Genomic DNA, 20,865 nt, shown 5'->3' with positions numbered 1-20,865 from the left:
CGGTCCGTGGGTCAGGCGGGGGCGAGGCTGAGCAGGCCGGCGCCGTAGGACTTGGCGCGGCCGATGCCGTTGAGCAGTGCGTCGGTGAGGGCGGCCGGGTCGGTGATGCGGGCGGTTCCGTCGAACTGGAGGAGACGGTGGACGGGGCCGGGCCGGCCGCGGCGGGGACGGCGGAAGGGCTTGGGTTCCATGGTGGTGGCGTGCAGGTGCAGGCCGGCCTCCATGGCGCGGCGGTGCCACCAGTCGAGGGCGGCTGTGTCGTCGAGGGCGAGGACGCGGCCGTGTTTGGGCAGGGGTTTCTCGCCGGGGCCGGGCCGGCGGCGGCTGCGGGTGGAGGGGTTGGCGGTGATGCGGTAGCGGACGGGGCGGCCCGGGGTGAGGGCGCTGAGCACGGGGGTGAAGTCGCGGGCCTCGGCGCTGCCATAGTGGTCGGGCAGGCCGGTGAGGTCGGGCGGGATGCAGCTCTGCACCAGCAGGAGGGGCTGGTGGTCGTCGCGTTCGAGGCGGAAGAGCGCGCCGGCCCTCTGGCGGGGGTGGGGGCCGAGGTCGTCGGGCATCAGCCGCATGACGGTGCGGTGCAGGGCGGTGTAGTCGGCCAGGTCGCGGCGGACCGTGGGGTGGGCGAGGTTGAGGCGGACGCGGGTCAGGGTGACGGTGGGCACGGCTGCTCCAGTCGGTGGCGGTAGGCGGTCAGAGCGGGCAGAGGGTCGGCTCCGGCGTAGAGGGCGGCGGGCAGGCGTTCGGTGGTGGTCCACAGCGAGCGGACGGTGTACCGGCGGTGGTGGGGGGTGAAGTCGACGGGGTTGTCGGCGAGTTCGCGGTGGGCGGTGGGGTTGGGGGGTGGGGTGTCATGCCAGAAGGTGACCGGGATGCGGTCTGCTTCCGGGTCGGGTGGGGTGTGCAGGGTGAGGGGGGCGTGGTGACGCAGGTGGGTGAGCGGGTCGCTCAGGGGTGGGGTGAGGACGAGGGGTTCGTCGGGGACGCAGGCGCGGCGGCCCAGGTAGAGGGCGAAGCAGGGGTGTTCGAGAGTGTGGGCGAGGTAGGCGATGAGGGCGGCGGGGCCCTGGACGGCGACGGTGAAGCAGGCGTCGGTGAGGTAGTGGCGGTGGGAGACGTGGGTGGTTTTGCCTTCCTGGCGCCGTTCTCCCTTGCTGGTGCGCAGTTGTTCGTGGCGGGAACGGCCGCTGCCGGTGGTGTGGAAGTCGGTGTAGAGGGTGCTGGGGGTGTCGACGCGGATGGTGAACGCCAGGTCGGTGTAGCGGGGGCGGCCCGGCAGGTCGAGGGGGTCGAGGGCCTGGTGGCGGGGGCGGCCTGCGGCGGCGGCGAACATGCCGATGAGGGCGGAGCGGGTGGGGTGGGGCTGGGTGTCGCGGCGGGTGAAGGCGGTGTCGGTGCCGTAGGCACTCAGGACGCCGGCCAGGCGCAGGAGGAGCCCGCCCGGTGCGGTGCGGACGGCATCGGTGTTGGTGTCGGCGGGGGTGGCGGGCATGGTCATGCCGCCGTGTAGGAGCGGGGTGCGGTGGCGGGGGCGGCGGCCGCGGCGGTGACGGCGTCGACGAGGTCGTCGTAGCTGGCGTGGCGCGGGCCGAGGTGTTCGAGCGGTTCGGGGGCCTGGGTGACATGGCCGTGGGCGATGCGGTGACGGGTACCGGTCAGCTGGGTGATGTTGCCGGCGTGCTGGGACAGGATGCTGCGGGTGGGGGCCAGGTGGCCGCCCTGCCTGTCGGCTTTGACGGGCTGGTGGAAGGCGGAGGCGTAGGAGACGGGGCGGCGGTCGCGGACGACGTAGTGGACGGTGTCGGGCAGGGTGTGCGGGGCGGTGGAGTTCTTCTTGGCCTGCGGCAGGGTGGAGATGAACATGTCCGTGAACGCGCCGAGCAGGGCGATGGCCCGGGATGCGTCTCCGTCGAGATTGGCGGTCAGTTCGGTGAGGTTGACACTGACGTAGCGGTAGAAGACCCCGGCGCTGAGGTAGGCGGTGTCCAGGTGGGCGCTGGTGGCCTCGCCGGGCTCGGCCCAGTCCTCGTAGGCGGTGAAGAAGTCGGGCTGCGGGTCGCTGGTGTGGGTGGTGAAGGCCCAGGCCATCTGGACGGCGCCGTCGACGTGGGCGTCACCGAGGCCGGCGAGGAAGCGGCCGAAGAGGCTGATGCTGGCGGTGCGTGCGCACAGCAGGCTCACCACGTCGCCGGAGGGCAGGTAGGCCCCGGTTTTCGCGGTGGACTTGGCTTCCTTGGCCATGCCCTTTTCCAGGGCGGTGCGGTGACGGGCGCACAGAGCGGCGAGGTCGTCGAGGATGGTGTCGTCGGGGACGTAGAGCATGGCCAGGGTGCGGCCCTCGGCGCCCGGGTCGGTGGCCAGGCCTTCGGCGGTGGCACTGCGGGGGACCTGGGCGGCGGCGAAGCGGGCGAGGTCCTCGGGCCAGCCGGCCGCGCGGAGGGCGGCGGCCAGGCGGGGAGGCAGCCGGCGGGTGCGGGCGGCGGGTTCGCTCAGGAGGGTCTCCAGCGCGTGCCGGACTGCGCGCTTGGCGCACTGGCTGGAGATGGCCGCGCGCTGGGTGTTGCCGATCATGAGGGTCTTGGGGTCGTTGTGCTCGCCGCGGTTGAGGCAGGAGGCGGGAATGTCCTGGAGGACGTGCAGGTCGATGTAGCGGGCCAGGTGCGGGTTGGTTGTCATGTGCTGCTCGTCTCTTGTGTGCCGGCCGAAGAGGCCGGGGGCGGAGTGGGTGTGGGGGTGAAGAGGTAGAAGTCGTCCTGCCAGCGGGTGGCGACGCTGGGACGGTTGCTGCTCCAGTAGGTGAGGTCGGCCAGCAGGACGGCGAAGTCCGGCGGATGGCCGCTGCCCAGCAGTTGGCGGGTCAGGCCGGGCAGGCGCCGGTGGAGCAGGTCCTCGGACAGGCGGATGAGGACCTGCAGTTCCCTCTCGAAGGGGCCGTCGGTCCGCCCGTGTGCGGCGCGGGCCAGGGTGGCGCCGAGGCTGGGGCGCGACCGCCAGGCGCGGGGATGGTCGGGGTCTGGGGCGGGGGTGGTGGGGTGGCGGTCGGGGCGTTCGTGGGCGATGAGGCCGGCGAGGGTGTAGTGGGCGCGCCGGTCGGGGTGGTTGCGGGTGAGGCGGCTGAGGAAGGGGTGCAGGCGCTGGCAGTCGTCGACGGGACGGCCGCGGCCCGACCCGAGAGCGGCTCTGCTCTCCGGGGCGGTGCACAGGTCACGGACGGCGGCGACGTAGGCGTCGCAGTGGGCGCGGTAGTCGTCACGGCTGGGCACGGCGGGCTGCTTTCTTGCGGGCGGTGGCGGCAGGAGCCGCGGCGGCCATGAGGGCGCGGACGGCGCGGGCCAGGGCGGGGCCGGCCATCCGGTGGCGGGCCAGGTCGGGGCGGACGGTCTGGCGCAGGGCGGCCACGGCGGTGCGGGCGAAGGCCGGATAGGGGTCGCTCGCCTCGTCCGGGTCCTGGTGGACGAGGTCCCAGAACACCTGCTCGGCGTGCGGCCAGTAATCGGCCAGGGACTCCCTCGCCCACCGGCTGGTGGGCCGGCCCCGGCGCGGGGCGGGCGGTGCGCCGCCGGCGGCGGCCGGGGTGGAGGTCTCGTTCCAGGCGGTGTTGGCGCAGGAGCGCAGGAGGGCGCCCAGGTGTTCGGCGGCCTGGTGGCAGGAGGCGATCCGGCGGGCGGCAACAGGGTCGTGTTCTTCGGCCTGGTTCCAGATGGACGGGGTCAGGGCGGTGTACCAGATCCGGTTGGTGGTGCGGCCGTCCTGGTCGAAGCCGCACACCCGCACCCGCAGCCGCCCCCGTACGGGGGCGGGCAGGTCGTTGAGGGTGTCGAAGACGGCGGGGCGGCGCTGGGCGGAGCTCTCGTCGCCGGCGAGCAGCAGGGCGTCCAGGTCGCGCCACAGGGCACGGTCGGCATCGGCGCGGCGGGGCCGGTCGCGGTCCTCGGCCTTGGCCTGCGTGTGGGTGTCGATGATGAGGTAGGGGTCGGTAGCCGGGTAGGCGGGGTGCTGGGTCGCCCAGGTGAGGTAGCAGTCGGTGGCGGCGCTGCCGTCGTCGTTGGGGATCAGGAGCACGGCGTGCCGGGAGCGGCCGGTGAGCAGGCGTTTGGGCCAGGTCACCGGGGGCGGGGCGTGGACGGGGTCGGGTGGTGTGGATTCCTGCCAGGGACAGGTGTCCGCGGAGTGCTGGGGGGTGCCGCGGTAGGGGAACTGGTGCATCAGGAGTGTCTCCAGGAGGGTGGCGCCCTGAGGGTGGAAGGAGAGGGTGGAGCGCAGGGGGCCGGCGGTGGCCCGGCCGCTGGTGTGGGGGCCGGCGCTGCGGGTGGTGCAGCGGCCGGCGGCACCGTAGAAGTGCTGGATCAGCAGGTGCCAGAAGGCCTCGTCGCTGGACAGAGGCCACGGGGCGGTGTCGGTGTGGACACTGAGCCATTGAAGGTTGTTGCCGGCGGGCCGGCCGAAGACGAGTTTGTTGATGCCGGAGGTCTTGGTGCACTGCTCGGTCAGACGCGGGTCCTGCAGGAAGGGGCGGCTCGGGTGGTAGAGGTCCCACGTGGAGGCGTCGCAGTAGTCGTGGACGTCCTGGGCTTTCAGTCCGCGGCCGCTGCTCAGCAGGTCGCCTCGCCGCTCGTGCCACTCCTCCAGTGACAGGTCCGGGTCGTCCAGGCCGGTGAGTTCGGCGGTGATGGCAGTCAGCATCCGCAGCAGCGCGGAATGCGCGGGCGGCAGCGGCAGCGCCAGGTCCTCGATGCGGTGTGCCTGGATGAGTACCTCGCGCAGCCCGAACACCTCGTGCTGCTCGTCCAGGCGCACCGGGATGCAGGGGCGCAGGTCAACGGGGTAGGCCGGCAGGGAGGGCATAGGGCGGTCTCCTTCCCGTGGCACCGCGGACAAGGCAGCGGTACGCGGCGCGGGAGGATTCGGAGTGGACAAGACGTTCGGGCCGTGCGCAGAGCAGGCGGAACACCATGCGGCGGGAACCGGTGCAGGCGGTGCCTGCCTCCGGGTGTCTTTCACTGAAGCACGCATGTCCAAGGCCGAGGCGGTGATGAGGGATTCAGCCCGTAGCTCCGCCCCGGCGGTGCATAATGCCCGCGCGCGAGAACGGCCTGGTCACAGCGTCGGCGGCGTGCCGGTCATTGCTGTGGAGCCTCCCCCGGCGCGTACACCGGCGCGTGCGCCGCCCTTCCCGCAACGGGCCGGGATAGGTTCCGCCGGCGACGAGAATCCGGCTTCGCCTCGCACGGCTGTGCCTGAGTGGGGTGGGCAGCAACTGCCCGTGTCGCAGGGCTCGAAGACAGTTCTCGGTGTTCCCTGCACCGTGTGGTGCTCCAGTCCTGGCCTTCCGGTCAGGACCGGGCCTCGTCATGGACGAGGCCGAGGTGGGCATCGAGGTGCAGCAGGTGGGTGCCGAAGCGGACAGGGCCCGGGACGGCGGCGTCGTGGATCAGCAGGGTCAGGTCCGCCAGCAGGGCATGCTGGCGCCAGGATTCGGGCGGACGTGCGGGGGCGTCGGCGAGCCAGTCCTCGGGGACGTCCAGGGTGCGTTCGAGGATCGCGCGGATGGCGGGCGCCGGCAGCCGGGGGCTGTCGGGCAGGGGCTGGGTGCCGGCCGGGTCCAGGTGGAGCGATCCGTCCGGCTGGCGGTAGCAGGCCAGCAGGCGCCGCGGGCGGGAGCCTTCCCGGGTGGGGGCCGCACCGGCGGTGGTGGGATGACGGTAGAGATCAGCCAGGGAGCCGGTGCGGGCGGGCGGCGGCACGGCTTGTTCCTGCCCGAGGTGTTCATAGCGCTGCAGGTCGGCCTGGTAGGCGGTGTGCAGGGCGGCCAGTGTGTCGGGGATGCGGGTGCTGGCCGTCTCCAGCAGGCCGGGGAGCTGGGCGGGCAGGTCGAGCGGGCGGGCGGGCGTCTGCGCCAGCAGGTGTGCGGCTGCGTGCAGTTCGAAGGCCGGCTCTCCCCTGCCCCACCAGTGCGGGAGGTGTGTGCGGCCGTCGGCAACTGGGGCCAGTACCGTCAGACGCGGCCCGCGCTCCAGGATCCAGCCCGGCCTGCGGCGGTCTGTGCCGTCTTCCTGCCACAGCCGTTCGAAGCGCCACAGCCGGCCCGCCCGCTGCAGCAGCCGGGACAGCGAGGCCAGGTCACTGATCATGAGGTCGCAGTCGATGTCCAGGCTCATGTCGAGCAGGCTGGTGGTGACCACGGCCAGCCGTTCGGGGCGTGTCCCGGCGGGGCCGAGCCGGGCGCGTACCCGCCGGGTGATGGCTTCGCGCTGGTGGCCGGGGAATCGGGCATGAAGCAGGACCAGGTTCTCCCGGGGCCTGGGCCAGGGCATGCGGGCGAGGTGGCGGAAGGTGTCCTGTGCGTCGGCGACGGTGGCACAGACCACGATCATGCAGCCGCCGTGTGCCAGGACGAGACTGCTCTCCTCGGCGATGCGGTGCAGCCGTTCCCCGTCGGCGACGGTCCGTTCCACGGCGCCGAGCCGGGCCGCGAGCACGGGCTGGTGCTGCACCGTCAGTCGGCGGCGGGTCATCGTGACGTGGGCGGCGGCCTGGGCGGGGTCGATACGGGTGACGGCGCCGTCGCGGGCCGCGGCAAACAGCCAGCCCGGGTAGGGCACGTCCACGTCCAGGCCGTCCAGCTGGCCGGGCTTCAGTCCGGCGCCGGCCAGATAGGCGTGCACCAGTTCCCGGGCCACGGGCGGCGCCAGTGTGGCGGACAGCAGCACGACCGGTGTACCCAGCGCTGCCAGCCAGTGCAGGAGCCGTGCCGTGAGGCGCCGCATGTAGGGGGTGGCGACGTGGACTTCGTCCAGGATGACGGTGCGGCCGGACAGGGCCAGCATCCGCAGCGCGCTGTAGCGCACCGGCAGCACGGCCATCAGCGCCTGGTCGATGGTGGCGACGGTGAACTGCGCCAGCAGCGCTCTGTCCCAGCCGCGCAGAAAGGGGTCCGGGACCGTGACGTGTTGTCCGGGACGGCCTGCGCCGTCCTGTGATGCGTCGAAGTACTCGTCCAGGGTCAGCTGGCCGCCGGCTTCCAGCAGCCGTTTGTCGTGATAGGCGGCACTGGTCCAGGGGTGGCTGTGCACCAGTGTCACCGGGGCCCGCCGGGGACGGTGCGCGGCCACGTAGGCCACGAGGTCGTCGTAGGCGGCATCCGCGATGGCGGTGGTGGGCTGCAGGACGGCCATCCCGCGGGTGCCGCAGTGGCGGTTGAAGGTCCGGGCGGCCTCCCGGCCTGTGATCGTCTTGCCGGCGCCGGTGGAGTCGGTGACCACCAGGATGCCCGCTCCCTGCTCGCGTACCACCGGCTCGAGTTGGGCGATGACCGAGGCCTGCAGCCGGTTGGGGCCGGTGGTGTGCGGATGGGCCTGGGTGAAGGGCACCTCGGGCAGAGTGATCCGCTCCAGCCCGGACGCGGTCACCACCTCGGCGGCCCACCCCTCTTCGGCGTCCGCGTCCGCCGGGTGACGGGTATTGATCCAGTGCGTCAGTGCGCACGAGGCCGGCGCCATCGCGCGCCGCATCCATACATGAGGCTGGCTCACCAGCCGGTCCGCAACCATGATCAGCCCCGTCAGCAGCACCGCGGCCTCGGTGGAAATCCTGGGCGGCGGCGTGCCGGCACCCGTCAGATAGCGGACCTGGGCGAGGTAGCGGCGGCGCAGGTCCTGCCACAACGGGCCGCCGAGATCCAGACGCACCCGCTCGGGACGGGCCGCTCCAAGGAGGTCGCACTGCAGATAGCGGCCGTGATGGGCGCCGAGAATCTGGGCCGCGCGCACCGCCGGGCTGGTGTTGCCTCCCAGCCGGTATCCGAGATCCGCCAGGAGTTCAACGGCCGTGTGCATGGAGGCACGTTCGTGCCGTATCAGCCTCCACGGCCCCGCATCCGCACGCAGTTCATCGCTGACCTGTGCCCATGCTCCCGGCTCGCACATCTGGAAGCGGCCCGCCTTGCCGATGTCGTGTGCGCCGGCCAGGAACATGGCCTCGCACCGCGCCTGGGCCGGCTCCAGTCCCAGTCCTCGGCAGATCACCCGGCGCTGCGCGGGCGTCAGGTACCGGTCCCACAACTCCCCCATCACCGCAGCCGCATCCAGCTGATGGAACAGCAATGAGTAGGCCAGGCCGTAGAGCAGGCTGTACTTGCCCCACAGTGACAGGTCCAGCCCGCCGGGCCGGCTGTCCTCGACCACGCCCATCCCGCCGCCCCTCCCCTGGCCTCAAGGCCAGGACAGCAGCCACGGCGGCCGCAGGGCCATCCCCCACACCGGTGAACCGTGCCCGCCTGCGCCGAAGAGCCGGTCGGACCTCCCGGGCTCCCGGCCTCTGCCGGCACCGCCGGGGAGGCAATACCCGCCATCGCCAAAGGAATCGGCCGGACAGCGTCGCACGGCTGTGACGGCACACGGCACACGGCACATCACAGTAGAAAAGGCACTACGCGCTCGTCACTCCCGGGTGACACGGCGCGAAGCGATGCCCGGGTCTCATGTCCGCCCGCTCCCCCAACCGGCACAAGGCGAGCATGGGGCGGCTTCAGTGTGTTGTCAGCGAACCTCGGCCCGCAGCACGTCCGACCGGTTTGCCTTCACCTTCACCGATAACACCACACACGACCGTTAAGGGGGTATACCGTCATACCGCGACGCCGCCTTCACTCAACAGCCTCTCGTTCAAGCTCCAACCGCGTTCTCCTTGCGCACTGTCCGGTTCAGCCCGTGGGGGTCCTGCCGTCTTCTCCACCAACCGGCACCCCTCCCCACGCCGAACCGAACCCACCTCGTTTGTTTCGCAAGCATCAAACGACAGGCGCACCCCAACAAAGCAGCACAAAATAACCAAGCAGCCCTGGCACTTCACGCAGAAATCCCTGTCGCCACAGGACTGCTACGTAGCGGTCGACAGCACACCAGTCTCCAGCCATCGCCCTACGGCCGTCCGGAATCTCACCGCCGTCCTCTGCCCACAGGGGGTCTGCCCAGCGGCGTTGCCGTGACGTCGATGCCGGCATAGCGCCCTCCTCACGCCCACAAGGCCAAAGAGGCGTTCCATGTCTCAACCTGCCCTGTAAAAGCAGCAGTTCAGGCTTCCATGGAAAGGCTCCTGCCATGAGAAAAGAACAGCGAAATCCTTCCGGACAGCTCCAGAGCCGCAGGCCAGCGAGGCGCGTTCCCACCCGTGAGGGTCAGTCGGACTCCGACCCGCTGCTCGTGCTCACGGCAGCCCGCGTTCCCCACCCGTGGGGGTCTGTCGCTCCGCATCGATCTCGCGTGGATCTTGGCAGTGTCCCGTCCCTACGCGCGTAGGGGTCAGTCCACCGGAACGATCAGCGTGGCCAGCTTCCCCACGTCCAATCCCTACGCGTGGGGGTCTGTCGCCGAAGGCATAGCCGTCGTCGATCTGGCGGAAGTGCCGTCCCTACATGTGGGGGTCTGTCCGACAGGTGCTCCGTCACCTGTTCGCTGCCGTAGTCCCGTCCCCACGCGCGAGGGGGGGAGCCCACGCCCGCCGCCCCAACCTCGAAAGCGAGCAGGTCCTCTCCCTTCCCTACACGTGGGGGTCCATCGGGCACCGTGGATGGCCTCAATCGGGCAGTGGAACCCAGTCCCCGGTGGGGTCCCACCGGTGGGCGACCTGGTTGGAGTTCTTGCAGCCGAGGTCCAATCCCTAAGAGTGGGGGTCCGTCCCGAGGAGTTCCGTCCGGTCGTAGCTGGTGAATGTCCAGTCCCCACGCGTGGGGGTCAGTCCTGATCGACGACTATCAGCGCTCCCTCGACGGTGTCCTCTCCCTACCCGTGGGGGTCAGTCCTCCGCACCGCGCTCGCTGTTCTGCCGCAGGAGGTCCAGTCCCTACAGCCCGGCCATCTCGTGCACATGCAGGCTCTGACCCACAACACCTGCACGAGATCGAGGAAACCCCCCACACCCGCACAAATAACAGTAAAATCTTCTCTGCGCGGTCATGGCCGTGCAGGTCAGTAAGGGGCCAGTCCCTACGCGTGGGGGTCAGTCCTCGGCGGCGCCGGCCGGATAGTGGCCACGTCTGTCCAGTCCCTACGCGTGGGGGTCAGTCGCTGGCCGCTCTACACGGCGCCTGCCCCTTTCCGTCCAGTCCCTACGCGTGGGGGTCAGTCCGCGCCGGGATGGTCGAAGCGGGAGCCACGCCAGTCCAGTCCCTACGCGTGGGGGTCAATCCCGACGAGCTCGTGATCCACTTTCCTGGAGGCAATCCCGTCCCTATGCGTAGGGGTCAGCCCTGGTCAACCGCTTCGCGGGGCGTATCGGCGGTGTCCAGTCCCTACGCGCGTGGGGGTCAGCCCGAGCTGCTTAGCGCTGTCGATGCGCTGTTGAAGTCCCGTCCCTACGCGTGGGGGTCTGCTTGGGCTACTTGCCGCCGTCACCGAGCTCAGCCAGTCCCCACGCGTGGGCAGGGCTTCGATCTCCCGAGCCGTGTTGGCTCCAAGCACAAAACTCCAGCTCAACAGCTCCTCCGCTATCAAGACTTACACGAAAGCGTCCTGGCATTTTGCGCGCAAGTGTCCCGCCTAGAAAGAGACCTGGTCCGCCATCACCACAGGTCAGCGCACGTTTCCAGGAGGGGTCCGGCTGGACCGGGAGGCACTGCGGCGGCGCGCGGACCATCCGGTGCCCGAAGCTGTCCGCGGCCGCTGGGGGTAGCCGTCGGCACGCCACGATCCTCTGTACTCAGCGAGTTCGCGCAACCGGTCGGTGAACTCTCGGGCAACGGCGAAGATGGTCTTGCCCGCAGCGGCGCAGGTGATCGTGCCCTGGCCGGCTCGGCGTACGGGGTGAGTCGTCGTCGCGGCTCGTCGGACTCCTCCCCCGGGCCGGTGGCCGGACGGCGATACGGACGCAGGCCGCTGGTCGTATGTGGACAACTGCTGCTCGCTATGGGCATAGACCTGCGTCTGCATACCGGAGCGGAAAGGTACGTCGGCCCAGGACCGGGCGGTGCGCAGGTCACCACCACTTCCACTGACCGCACCGCCACCGAAAGCTGGCCACCACGTGCTCGTGCAGGCTCTGACCCACAGCACCTGCACGATTTCGAAGAAGAACTCATCTCACCCGCATAAAAACAGTAAAATCCTCTCTGCACGGTCACAGTCGTGCAGGTCAGCGAGGGTCCCGTCCCTACAGGTGGGGGTCAGTCGCCTGCTCATCCACCACGAGGTCGCCTTCGCCGGTCCCGTCCCTACAGGTGGGGGTCAGTCCTTGGCCGTGGCCGCCGCGACGGGCGTGATGCAGTCCCGTCCCTACAGTTGGGGGTCAGTCCGCCGCGTACGCGAGGAGGCGGGCGCCTTCGCCGGTCCCGTCCCTACAGGTGGGGGTCAGTCATGAGACCAGGCCGGGCCGACCGCTGCCGAGGAGTCTCATCCCCACACGTGGGGTCCGTCCGAGACCCCCAAGGTCGAACCGACCGCGTGATCGTCCAGTCCCTATGCGTGGAGGTCCATCTCCGGGCCTGGTGAAGTGGGAGGGCACCCAGAGGTCCAATCCCTACGCATGAGGGTCCATCTAGCGAACCGCTCGCACAAGCCCTCACCATCGTGTCCAATACCTACGCGTAGAGGCCCGCCCTCTACACCCAAGTCGCCCAGCGTCTTGAGTTCGTCCAGTCCCTACGCGCGTGGGGGTCATTCGTTCGTCTCCACCATGGGCGAGTCGAACTGCAAGCCCAGTCCCTACACGTTGGGGTCAGTCGTTCAAGGATGCCGAGAGCGCGGGACTGGTGACGTCCCGTCCCTACGCGTGGGGGTCAGTCCATTCCGTTCGCCGACGAGGTCTGCAACGTCGGGTCCTGTCTCTACGCGTGGGGGTCAGTCCCACTTCGACTTCGTCGCCTTGATCGCTCTGTCGTTCAGTCCCAACACGGTGGGGGTCAGTCCGAGTGGCTGTCTGAACGCATGCCGGCGGGCATCGCCCAGTCCCCACCCATGTGGGGGCCAGTCCGCCGTGAGCGCGGCCGGATCACGTTCTTCGCTGTCCATCCAGTTCCTACGTGCGAGGGTCTATCCACGCGTGCCGCGCGCACCCGCGTGGCGTCAAGGTCCAGCACGGGGCGTCCCGCAGCACCCAACCACCGCCAGTCCGCCGGTACCGCGTCGCTGCCACCCGGTCCGGGCGTCGGAGCGGCGGGCCGCCCTTCGCCGCTCGGTGGCCTCGTCCCGAGCGCGTCGTCCGTACGCATCAGGGCCCGGAAACAGTTCCTGCTTCCGGGCCCTGACAGCGAGGGGTCAGGCAGGGGTGATGTTCTCCGCCTGCGGGCCCTTCTGCCCCTGGGTGATGTCGAAGGTGACCGTCTGGCCCTCTTGCAGTTCGCGGAAGCCGGAGGCGTTGATGTTGGAGTAGTGCGCGAAGACGTCCGGCCCGCCGCCGTCCTGCTGGATGAAGCCGAAACCCTTTTCGGCGTTGAACCACTTGACGGTTCCGCTGGCCATGCTGGTGCCTCTCAGTCAGTGTCAGGAGCCGCACCGCGCGACCCCGAAGGCGATCGTCCTGGTCCGGCCACCGCACAGCAAAACGCCCGCGCAACAGCGCGGGCAGGTACTGCGAACCACGACATCTGACGGTGACGCTACACGGCGAGACCAGCACCCACCAGAGGGAGTGACAGCCCTGCACGGCGCCACACCACCAGGGGATCCAGGGCCTTCGCCCTGGCTCGGGGTCCGTCCGCGCGGCCTGGTGACGCAGGCGATGGCGGTGAAGTCCGACCTCCCGTGAGAATGGCATCTGGCATGAGCGTTTGGACCATTGTCCTCAGGACGTCCGGTCCCAGACGCGAGTGCTGGCTGCGTTTCAGGGCGATCCGTGACGCTACCCGTCCGCGGCGCCGCTGGGCCGACTGCGTCCGCCGCCGTACCCGGTCAGGTCGTCGGCTGTTCGCGCTTGAGCAGGGCGGTTTCCAGCGGCCGGAGTGCTTCACTGATCTTGCCCTCGAAACGCTGCGGATGGCTGAAGGCGGTGGTGATGGTGGCGTAGAGGAAGCTGCGCATCGGCATGCGCTCCAGGTGGCTGGCCTGCTTGCGCTGGATGAGCGTCAGCAGGCTGACGCCCTGTTGTTCCTGGAGAGCCTCGATCAGCTCGAGTTCTTCGACGTCGAGGACTTCGAGCGGCATGACGTCCTGGCCCTGGAGCAGGCCGTCGCGGTCGGCGCGTTCCCTGATCACGGTCATGGTGACCGGGTTGACCGGGAACCCTTCGGTGAGCAGGAGAAGCGGCAGGTATCTGCGCCGGACAGGGCCGGCGACGCCGGTGAGGCGGGATTCGTCCCGGCGCAGGGCCTGGATCGTGGCGTCGATCTGGTGGACCTCATCGAGGAGTTTGTCGATGTCGTTGACCTGCGCGTCGCCGGGGACGGCTGTGGCGGCGTCTCGCTGGAGCTGGCTGGTGGTGACCTCGACGACGATCCAGGTGTCGCCGTAGTCGATGGCCGCGTCTGCGATCTTCTGCTTCTTTTCCTGGAATGCCGTCTTGAGTTCGGCGTCGTCGTAGACGCGACGTGCACCTCCCTGCCCGGTGATGCTGTGCAGGATCTCCGATACGTACAGTTCGCTGAGCCGGCGCAGGGTGTGGACCGCCTGCTCGGCGCGTTTCTTGTGGCCGGCAGGCCGGGAGCGGGTACGGGGCGGGAAGCGGATGTCGTTGATCGGCAGCCATCCGAAGGCGCGGTCGATGAGGTAGCGCTGGTCCACCACCAGGAGGAGATCGCCGAGGCGGACCACGGGGTACTGCTGGAAGGCGTCGAAAGTCCATTCGGTGCGGCGCTGCGCCCGCTCCGCCTGCACGGCCTCGCGCAGCGTGTCCGGATGGGCGCTGATGAGGGACAGGGCGCCTGCCGCCCGCCCGGCCGGCAGGAGGGTCTCCAGTTCGGCGGCCGGTGTGAGCACCTCCCCGTGGCAGGCGGCGATCCACAGGGCGCCCGCGACGATCGTGAGGTCGTCCAGGGTGACACCGGTGCATTCCTCGTAGACAGCGGCGAGGTCGACCAGGCCGCCGATGTTGTCCACCTGCGGGAGTCCATGGCGCCACCGCCGCACGTAGCGGGTGAGGGTGTGCGCGACGGAGGTGCTGTTGTTGAAGTACTGGTTCGCGATGATCTCCCGGCCCAGCTCGCCCGGCTGGTCGGTGATCACCGTCGGGCCCTGCCGACCGGAGGCCCCGGTCAGGTCGGAAAACGTCAACAGCGCCCCGACCAGGTTGCCCTGCTCGGTGTCCTCGGGCAGCGTGTCGGGGCTGTGCTCGACAGCCGCGCGGGCCAGGAGCATCAGGGCCTGGGGCACCAGGAGAGCCCGGCGCGGATCACGCAGCAGGTTGAGCACGCGCGTGCGGAACGGATCACGCAGCCACTGTGTCGCGAAGTGCCGGTCGAGGTCGGCACGCGAGGCCCCGGGCTGGCTGAGAGCGTTGAGGAGCTCGGCGCAGAACTGCAGCACCACACCGAGGGGAAGCACACGAAGCTGCCGCACGGTATAGCCGGAATCGGCGGGGAAGCCGAAGATCTCGCTGAAGGTGAGATAGACCCCCAGGAGGTCTATCGGCTGAGTCGGCGCCGTGGCCGGGGTGATCAGCCCGCTCGGCTGCTGCTGCCACTGCGGGGTGAGCGCGGGAGCCGTCGTCCCCTCGAGGACGGGCCGCCCCGGGACCGGCACGGCCAGGTACGCGTCCCGCAGCGATCCCGGCTCTCGATCCGCCAACTGCCTCCGAAGGAACTCGATCTGTGCCGCCACCTGTTGACCTGCATCCGCCACGCCGCCCCGCCTCATCTCTGCCTGCTCCGGCCAGCCCCCGAGGGAAGCGTCCAGCCCGGTCCCTCGCCCCGGCATGCCGACACAAACAGACTTCCCGCGCTGAACCGGCGTCGGGTGAGAGTTTCGCAGCAGCCACCGACAACCAGCGCGCCGCCCGACCACAGCGGCCTCCTACGTACCGTCGACGCCGAGAACAAACCCATCTCACGCCCAACCCGTCACGAGACCGCCCGGCTCCGCCACTCGCATGCCACCTCCTCTGACCGCATCGCGCCACCGACAGCCGGCCGGCCACCACGTGCATGTGCACGAGATCAAGGAAGAACCCCTCACACCCACATGAAAGACAGTAAAATTCTCTCTGCGCGGTCACAATCGTGCAGGTCAACAAGGGTCCAGTCCCTACACATGGGGGTCAGTCCGTGATCAGGCCCTTTTCGGAGTTGTCCGCATTGTCCAGTCCCTACACGTGGGGGTCAGTCGATGGGAGCGGACAGATAGACGACCGCGGCGGCGTCCCGTCCCTACGCGTGGGGGTCAGTCCACCGCGCCGCTGAACTCCCCGGCCTACCGCCGGTCCCGTCCCTACGCGTGAGGGTCAGTCGTGGGAACCGACCGAGGGCGATCGTCCCCGCGGCGTCCCGTCCCTACGCGTTGGGGTCAGTCGCACTCACGGATCGAGGAGATCGTCGACTCGCTGTCCCGTCCCCTACACGTGGAGGTCAGTCCGAGGCATCCGGCTGAAGGTCCGTGTCGATGTAGTCCCGTCCCTAAACGTGGGGGTCAGTCGGTGTGGCAGACCGCGGGGGTGATCTGGGCCTGGTCCCGTCCCCACACGTGGAGGTCAGCCCTAGCGCGAAAGTGTGCAAGGTATCTTGCGTGAGTCCCGTCCCTACACATGGGGGTGAGCCCGGATCGGCCACGTGCTGGAAACGGTCGACGAGGTCCCATCCCTACGCGTGGGGGTCAGTCCACACCGACCGCCGTCGCCGCCCGCAACAAGTCCAGTCCCTACGTGCAGGGGTCAGTCCACGCACATCGAGCAGGAACAGCGCGACGTTCCATCCAGTCCCTGCGCGTAGGGGTCAGTCCCCCACTCACCTGGAGCGCCAGCCGATCCAGCAATCCAGTCCCTACGCGTGAGGGCCCGTTCGGACCACTTGCCGCCGTCGCCGAACTGCGTTGTTCCCGAGCATAAAACTCCTGTTCAGCAGCTCCTCCGCCTATCAGGACTTGCACGAAAGTGTCCTGGGATCTTGCGCGAAAATGTCCGGCCCACAAAGACATTCGCCACGCCAAAGAAGCAGGTCACAGAACGTTTTTAGCGGACACTTTCACGCAAGACGACCCGGACACTTTCACGCGAGTTACCAGGCCGTTCGGGCTGTGTGCTGCGATGTCTCGCGCGTTGGGTCGGGGGGGATTTCAGTGAGTGAGGTGGGGGTGCTTGTGGCAGCGCGAGCGCATTCTGCTTGGTCCAGGTGCTGGGGGAATCCTTCGATTTGTTCTGTGGCGGGCTGGCCACACAAAATGCATGGTCTGGCGAGTTCAGGTTGTAGTGGCTTTGGTTTTTGGAGTTGGCCAGTCGGTGTTGAGGGGGTGGCCTGGTCTGCGGCCTGTTTGGGGGGTTGAGAGGTGTTGGATGAGCGGCGGCGTTCCGGGGGAAGGGATTCGCATGCCACGGTTGGGCCGGCCAGTAGCTGCAGTACGTTCATCCCGTAGTGGGCGGCCAGTGCGTCGCAGTCGGCCAGGGTCCAGGAGGTTTGGCCGAGTTGACGGCGGGAGACTTTTGGTTGGGTCAGCCCGGTTCCGGCCGCGAGGTCGGTCTTTGATTCCCCGGTGGCGTGCATCAGAGCCGCGACGGTGAGGCGCAGCGTCTCTTCTGTAGACGTCGTCATGCCTGCAAACTCTAGCTGTTCCATCTATTTATTGCATGGAAGGAACGTTGCTTGTTGTCTGCGCGGTGAGGTTGAAGCCGTGCTGCCCCGAGCGTTGCCTCACGTTCACGAAGACATGCGGGCGACGAGCTCCTCTTGCCCGCATGGATCGCACATGTCCAAGTCTCGCTCGACGGGAGCTGTCTGGCAGACCAGGCATACCGGGAAGGCGCACCGGATGCAGGTGGTCATGGCGCTGTCTGCACTGACAGCGGTCGGTTGGTTCACCGTGTGGGCCGAGTCGTCAGGCCGCGAATCCCACGGAGGTCACGTACTCGTATTTTCCCCATTGCGAGCCGAGGTTGACCATCTGGTCGATCCAGGCGTCGTCGAGGGCTGGGGCGTTTGTTGTGGCCCAGGCTTCGATGATGGCGTCCCAGTTGCGGATGTTGAGTCTGCGGTATTCGAGGACGCGTTGGTGGGGGGTGGGTACGTGGCTTTGGTCGAGGGGGTGGATTTCTACTCGTGTTCCGCCGTTGGCGTTCAGGCGTTTGAGTAGGTATCGGGCGACGTTGTGGCGGCGGAGTGTGCGGTATGCGGTGTCGATTTTGGCGAGGTTGGCTTTGTTGGGGCGTTGTTTTCCGGTGAGCCAGGCTTTGAGGGTGCGGGGGGTGACGCTGATACCGGCTTGGTTCATGGCGTTGTGGCCGGTGGTGGAGCGGGTGAGGTAGCGCAGGCGGGCGGAGAGGCCGCGGGGGGTGGTGACGGGTGAGGTGATGCCGCCGGCGAGGGTGTCGAGTACGCGGGCTGCGGCTTCGCTGCCTCGGTCGCCTTGGGCGCCGTAGTGTCCGAAGTCGTGTGTCCTGTCGGGCATGGGTGCTCTTAGCGTGGGCTGGTGTGGGGGGCGTGGTTTTCTTTTGTTTTTGACTGTGTCACGTCGCGCCTTTCCCTGGGGGTTTTTCGCCGGTCGCCGGTGATGTGTAGTTCGTGGGTTCCCGTGCCGCGCACGGACTTAGAATACATGTATTTCGCGTATTCGAGAATTTCTTCGTCTTCTTCGGTGATGGCTTTTTGTCGGGTGTCGCGTAGGGCTGGTGGAATTTTTTGAAGGGTTGTTCTGTCGGTCCGGAGGTCGCCGGGGTGCGAGGCGGTGCATGAAGCCTCGGGGGTGGGTTCGGTGGCCCAGGCGGAGGGGGTGGTGAGGTGGGGGCTCACTGGGCACTGCCGTGCTCCCCCGTCCCCCTCTCCTCATGCGCAACATCCGAGGTCAGGCGCGGTGTGGTGGTTTGTTCAGGGAGTTTGTCGGAAGTGCTGCGCCCGGTGCGGGAGGCGCATAGCGTGCGGTGATCCGGGCCGTTTTCCCCGCGTTTCGCGGTCCGTGCCTTGTGGGGCCCCCGACCCTCTAGGAGATCTTGGGATGTCTTCCGACAGCTCCGAGTTACGTCCGCTGCCGCATCGGGCCGGGCGGCACGCTTCCGCTGTTGCGCCGGGGTGGGCGGTGGGCCGGGTCCGTCCGTGGACCGGGCCGCACCGGGATCTGCGGCTGTTGCGGCGGGCGTGCCGGTGGCAGCGGCGGGTCGCGGCGCTGGCGGCGCTCGGTTATTTCGCGGTGTTTCTGGCGCTGACCGTCGAGATGCCTTCGCTGATGGGTCGTCCGGCGCCGGGCGGGCTGCCGTTGGGGCTGGTGCTGGCGCTGGTGCAGTTGCCGGTGACCTGGCTGGCGGTGGTGTTCTACGAGCTCACCGCGCGCCGGTTCGTGGATCCGCTGGCGCGGCGGGTGCGGCGGCAGGGGCGTGACGGGGAGTGGCGGCGGTGACGGATTTCGAGGGTGCCGCGCAGTCCTGGTCGCTGGTGGCGTTCTGCAGTGTGGTGACGCTGACGCTGCTGTTGTGTGTGATCACGGGTCCCGACCGGGAGGATCTGGACGAGTTCTATACCGGGTACCGGTTCCTGTCGCCGTTGCGCAATGGTCTGGCGATCGCCGGTGACTACATTTCGGCGGCCACGGTGCTGACGGTGGGCGGGATCATCGCGTTGTGCGGGTACGACGGTGTGGTGCTGGCGCTGAGCACGCTGTTGTCGCTGCTGCTGCTGATGTTCGTGCTGGCGGAGCCGCTGCATCACACGGGCCGGTTCACGATGGGTGATGTGCTGGGGCGTCGTATGCCGGGGCGGGCGGTGCGGATCACGGCGTGCGGGGTCACGCTCGCGGCGCTGGTGCCGATGATGGTGGTGCAACTGGCCGGTGTGGGGCAGTTGTTGGCGTTCGTCCTGGGGTTCTCCGACGGTGCGATGCGTACGGGGTGTGTGGTGGGGGCGGGGGCGCTGATGATCACGTATGCGGCGATCGGGGGGATGCGGGGGACGGCGTTGATCCAGATCCTGAAGACGGTGATCCTGCTGGGTTCGGGTCTGGTGGTGGCCGCTCTGGTGCTGCACACGTTCGGGTGGAGTCCCCGGGCGTTGTTCGGGGCGGCCGCGGCGCACAGTGGTGCGGGGGCGGGGTATCTGCGGTACGGGCTGCAGTTCGCCGGGGGGCGTTATCCGGCGTGGGACATGGTGAGTACGCAGTGCGCGATCGTGCTGGGGGGTGCCTGTCTGCCGCATGTGACGATGCGGATGTACACGGCGGGCAGTACGCGGCAGGTGCGCCGGGCGATGTCCTGGGCGGTGTCGGCGGTCGCCCTGTTCATGGGGGTGATGACGGTGGTGGCGGTCGGGGCGACGGCGTTGATCGGGGGCAGGGAGATCGCGGCGGCGGATCCGCGGGGCAATACCGCGTATCTGCTGGGGGCGCGGGCCGCGTTCGGGGCGGATCTCTCGCGTGCGGAGGGGTTGTTGTTCACCACGGTCACCACGGCCATTTTTCTGACGCTGCTGGCGTCGGTGGCGAGCATGACGCTGGCGTGTGCGAATTCGCTGGCGCACGATGTGCTGGCCCGTGCGGGTACGGCGCCGTTGCGGGAGATGGCGTTGGCGCGGCTGGCCGCGCTGGGGGTGGGGGTGCCGGTGATCGGGCTGGCGGTGCTCGCGCAGCATCGCAGTCTGCAGCCGTTGGCCATTGTGTCGTTCTGTCTGGGTGCCTCGGCGATCGCGCCGGCGCTGGTGCTCGGTCTGTTCTGGCGGCGTTATACGCGTGCGGGTCTGCTGTGGACGCTGATCGGCGGGAGTGTCAGTGTGCTGGTGCTGATGAGCGGCACCAATCTCGTCTCCGGTTCTCCTCAGTCGGCGTTCCCGGGGGCCGACTTCAACTGGTTCCCCTTCACGACCACCGCCCTGGTGTCGGTGCCGGCGGGTTTTCTGTGCGGTGTGGTGGGGACCGTGGTGTCGGGCAGGAGGGCGGCGGCGCGGGATCGCGGCCGGTACGAGGCGGTCGAGGCCGTGGTGCTGGCCGGGCCGTCGCATCCCCGGGGCGGCTGACGGGACGGTGCGGGGGCCTGGCCGTCGTATGTCTGCTGTGTCCCGCTGTCGTACGTCTGCTGTGTCCCTCTCCCCCGCTTCCCCGCTTCCCCGGGCCGGGGGTGGCCGGATTGTGTGGTGGTGGCGGTGTGGGCGGTGGACTCGTCGCCGGTCCGTGCCGGTGTGCCGCGGTGGAGCGGATATAACACTCGTGAGGGCCTGACGGCTGGTCAGGTGCCCTCCCCTCCCCTTTTTCTTCTTTTCTCGGGGGTGGGTATCGACGAGGACACAGGAGTGCGGCATGGAAGCCCGGTTGAACATCATGGCCAGTGCGGTGGCGGCCAAGGCCATGAAGCACATCGTCGCGGCGGCCGGGGCGCTGGCGGAGTCGACGGTGCCGGCTTCGACGCGGGAGCTGGTGATGCTGCGTGCCAGTCAGATCAACGGCTGCGGGGGGTGTGTGGACATGCACACCAAGGACGCGGCGGCGGCCGGTGAGACGGCGCTGCGGCTCAACCTGGTCGCGGTGTGGCGGGAGGCGACGGTGTTCACCGATGCCGAGCGGGCGGCGCTGGAGCTGGCGGAGGAGGGGACCCGGATCGCGGACGCGGCCGGCGGGGTGTCGGACGAGGTGTGGGCGAATGCCGCCAAGCACTACGACGAGGACCAGCTCGCCGCTCTGGTGACCCAGATCGCGGTGATCAACGCGTTCAACCGCGGGAACGTCATCACCCGTCAGCCCGCCGGGGGGTATGAGGTCGGCCAGTTCCACTGATGCCGCGGGCGCGGACTCCGTGACGGCGGCGGCACCCCGGCAGCGCCTCCTG

The 20,865-nt window shown here is 69.1% G+C and carries 12 protein-coding genes; 3 read left to right on the top strand and 9 right to left on the bottom strand.

Annotated features, from left to right (window positions below; translation table 11 throughout):
* Window positions 1-11 precede the first annotated feature (11 nt).
* From cas6e to OG223_RS53030, 9 genes are all read right to left on the bottom strand, one after another.
* Window positions 12-662 (bottom strand): type I-E CRISPR-associated protein Cas6/Cse3/CasE, encoded by a 651-nt coding sequence (cas6e, locus tag OG223_RS53070; RefSeq protein ID WP_329240843.1) that lies wholly within the window; start codon window positions 660-662, stop codon window positions 12-14.
* Window positions 644-1,489 carry a type I-E CRISPR-associated protein Cas5/CasD gene (gene cas5e, locus OG223_RS53065; RefSeq protein WP_329240846.1) on the bottom strand — a complete coding sequence of 282 codons (846 nt, stop codon included), beginning with the start codon at window positions 1,487-1,489 and terminating at the stop codon, window positions 644-646. The genes cas6e and cas5e overlap by 19 nt, the downstream gene beginning before the upstream one ends.
* Window positions 1,490-1,491: 2 nt before the next feature.
* Complete coding sequence (gene cas7e / locus OG223_RS53060; RefSeq protein WP_329240849.1) at window positions 1,492-2,673, bottom strand: type I-E CRISPR-associated protein Cas7/Cse4/CasC; 1,182 nt, start codon at window positions 2,671-2,673, stop codon at window positions 1,492-1,494.
* Window positions 2,670-3,260, bottom strand: a complete 591-nt coding sequence (gene casB / locus OG223_RS53055) for a type I-E CRISPR-associated protein Cse2/CasB (RefSeq protein WP_329240852.1) — start codon at window positions 3,258-3,260, stop codon at window positions 2,670-2,672. The genes cas7e and casB overlap by 4 nt, the downstream gene beginning before the upstream one ends.
* Window positions 3,247-4,842 (bottom strand): type I-E CRISPR-associated protein Cse1/CasA, encoded by a 1,596-nt coding sequence (gene casA / locus OG223_RS53050; protein WP_329240855.1) that lies wholly within the window; start codon window positions 4,840-4,842, stop codon window positions 3,247-3,249. The genes casB and casA overlap by 14 nt, the downstream gene beginning before the upstream one ends.
* A gap of 488 nt (window positions 4,843-5,330) precedes the next feature.
* Complete coding sequence (gene cas3, locus OG223_RS53045) at window positions 5,331-8,186, bottom strand: CRISPR-associated helicase Cas3' (protein WP_329240858.1); 2,856 nt, start codon at window positions 8,184-8,186, stop codon at window positions 5,331-5,333.
* Window positions 8,187-12,245: 4,059 nt separating this feature from the next.
* Window positions 12,246-12,449 (bottom strand): cold-shock protein, encoded by a 204-nt coding sequence (locus tag OG223_RS53040; RefSeq protein WP_329240861.1) that lies wholly within the window; start codon window positions 12,447-12,449, stop codon window positions 12,246-12,248.
* A 429-nt stretch (window positions 12,450-12,878) separates the two neighbouring features.
* On the bottom strand, window positions 12,879-14,762 hold the full coding sequence (locus tag OG223_RS53035; protein WP_329240863.1) for a hypothetical protein: 1,884 nt from the start codon (window positions 14,760-14,762) through the stop codon (window positions 12,879-12,881).
* A gap of 2,181 nt (window positions 14,763-16,943) precedes the next feature.
* Entirely contained in the window at window positions 16,944-17,513 is a 570-nt protein-coding gene (locus OG223_RS53030) for a transcriptional regulator (protein WP_329240865.1), read from the bottom strand.
* Between the two features lie 543 nt (window positions 17,514-18,056).
* Between OG223_RS53030 and OG223_RS53025 the strand changes: the two genes are divergently transcribed.
* From OG223_RS53025 to OG223_RS53015, 3 genes are all read left to right on the top strand, one after another.
* Window positions 18,057-18,455, top strand: coding sequence for a DUF485 domain-containing protein (locus OG223_RS53025; protein ID WP_329240868.1), 399 nt, complete (start codon window positions 18,057-18,059; stop codon window positions 18,453-18,455).
* Window positions 18,452-20,059, top strand: coding sequence for a sodium/solute symporter (locus tag OG223_RS53020; protein ID WP_329240871.1), 1,608 nt, complete (start codon window positions 18,452-18,454; stop codon window positions 20,057-20,059). Before OG223_RS53025 ends, OG223_RS53020 begins: the two co-directional genes overlap by 4 nt.
* Before the next feature lie 280 nt (window positions 20,060-20,339).
* Window positions 20,340-20,813 carry a carboxymuconolactone decarboxylase family protein gene (locus OG223_RS53015; RefSeq protein WP_329240874.1) on the top strand — a complete coding sequence of 158 codons (474 nt, stop codon included), beginning with the start codon at window positions 20,340-20,342 and terminating at the stop codon, window positions 20,811-20,813.
* Window positions 20,814-20,865 lie beyond the last annotated feature (52 nt).

It is taken from the genome of Streptomyces sp. NBC_01478 (genome assembly GCF_036227225.1).
In the GTDB taxonomy this organism is placed as follows: Bacteria; Actinomycetota; Actinomycetes; order Streptomycetales; family Streptomycetaceae; genus Streptomyces.
This window is presented reverse-complemented; position numbering and strand designations above follow the sequence as displayed.

Bases quoted from the DNA above. Each gene is read 5' to 3' on its own strand.
- cas5e (WP_329240846.1), bottom strand. From the start codon at position 1,489: ATGCCCGCCACCCCCGCCGACACCAACACCGATGCCGTCCGCACCGCA.
- cas7e (WP_329240849.1), bottom strand. From the start codon at position 2,673: ATGACAACCAACCCGCACCTGGCCCGCTACATCGACCTGCACGTCCTC.
- casA (WP_329240855.1), bottom strand. From the start codon at position 4,842: ATGCCCTCCCTGCCGGCCTACCCCGTTGACCTGCGCCCCTGCATCCCG.
- cas3 (WP_329240858.1), bottom strand. From the start codon at position 8,186: ATGGGCGTGGTCGAGGACAGCCGGCCCGGCGGGCTGGACCTGTCACTG.
- OG223_RS53040 (WP_329240861.1), bottom strand. From the start codon at position 12,449: ATGGCCAGCGGAACCGTCAAGTGGTTCAACGCCGAAAAGGGTTTCGGC.
- OG223_RS53030 (WP_329240865.1), bottom strand. From the start codon at position 17,513: ATGCCCGACAGGACACACGACTTCGGACACTACGGCGCCCAAGGCGAC.
- OG223_RS53025 (WP_329240868.1), top strand. From the start codon at position 18,057: ATGTCTTCCGACAGCTCCGAGTTACGTCCGCTGCCGCATCGGGCCGGG.
- OG223_RS53015 (WP_329240874.1), top strand. From the start codon at position 20,340: ATGGAAGCCCGGTTGAACATCATGGCCAGTGCGGTGGCGGCCAAGGCC.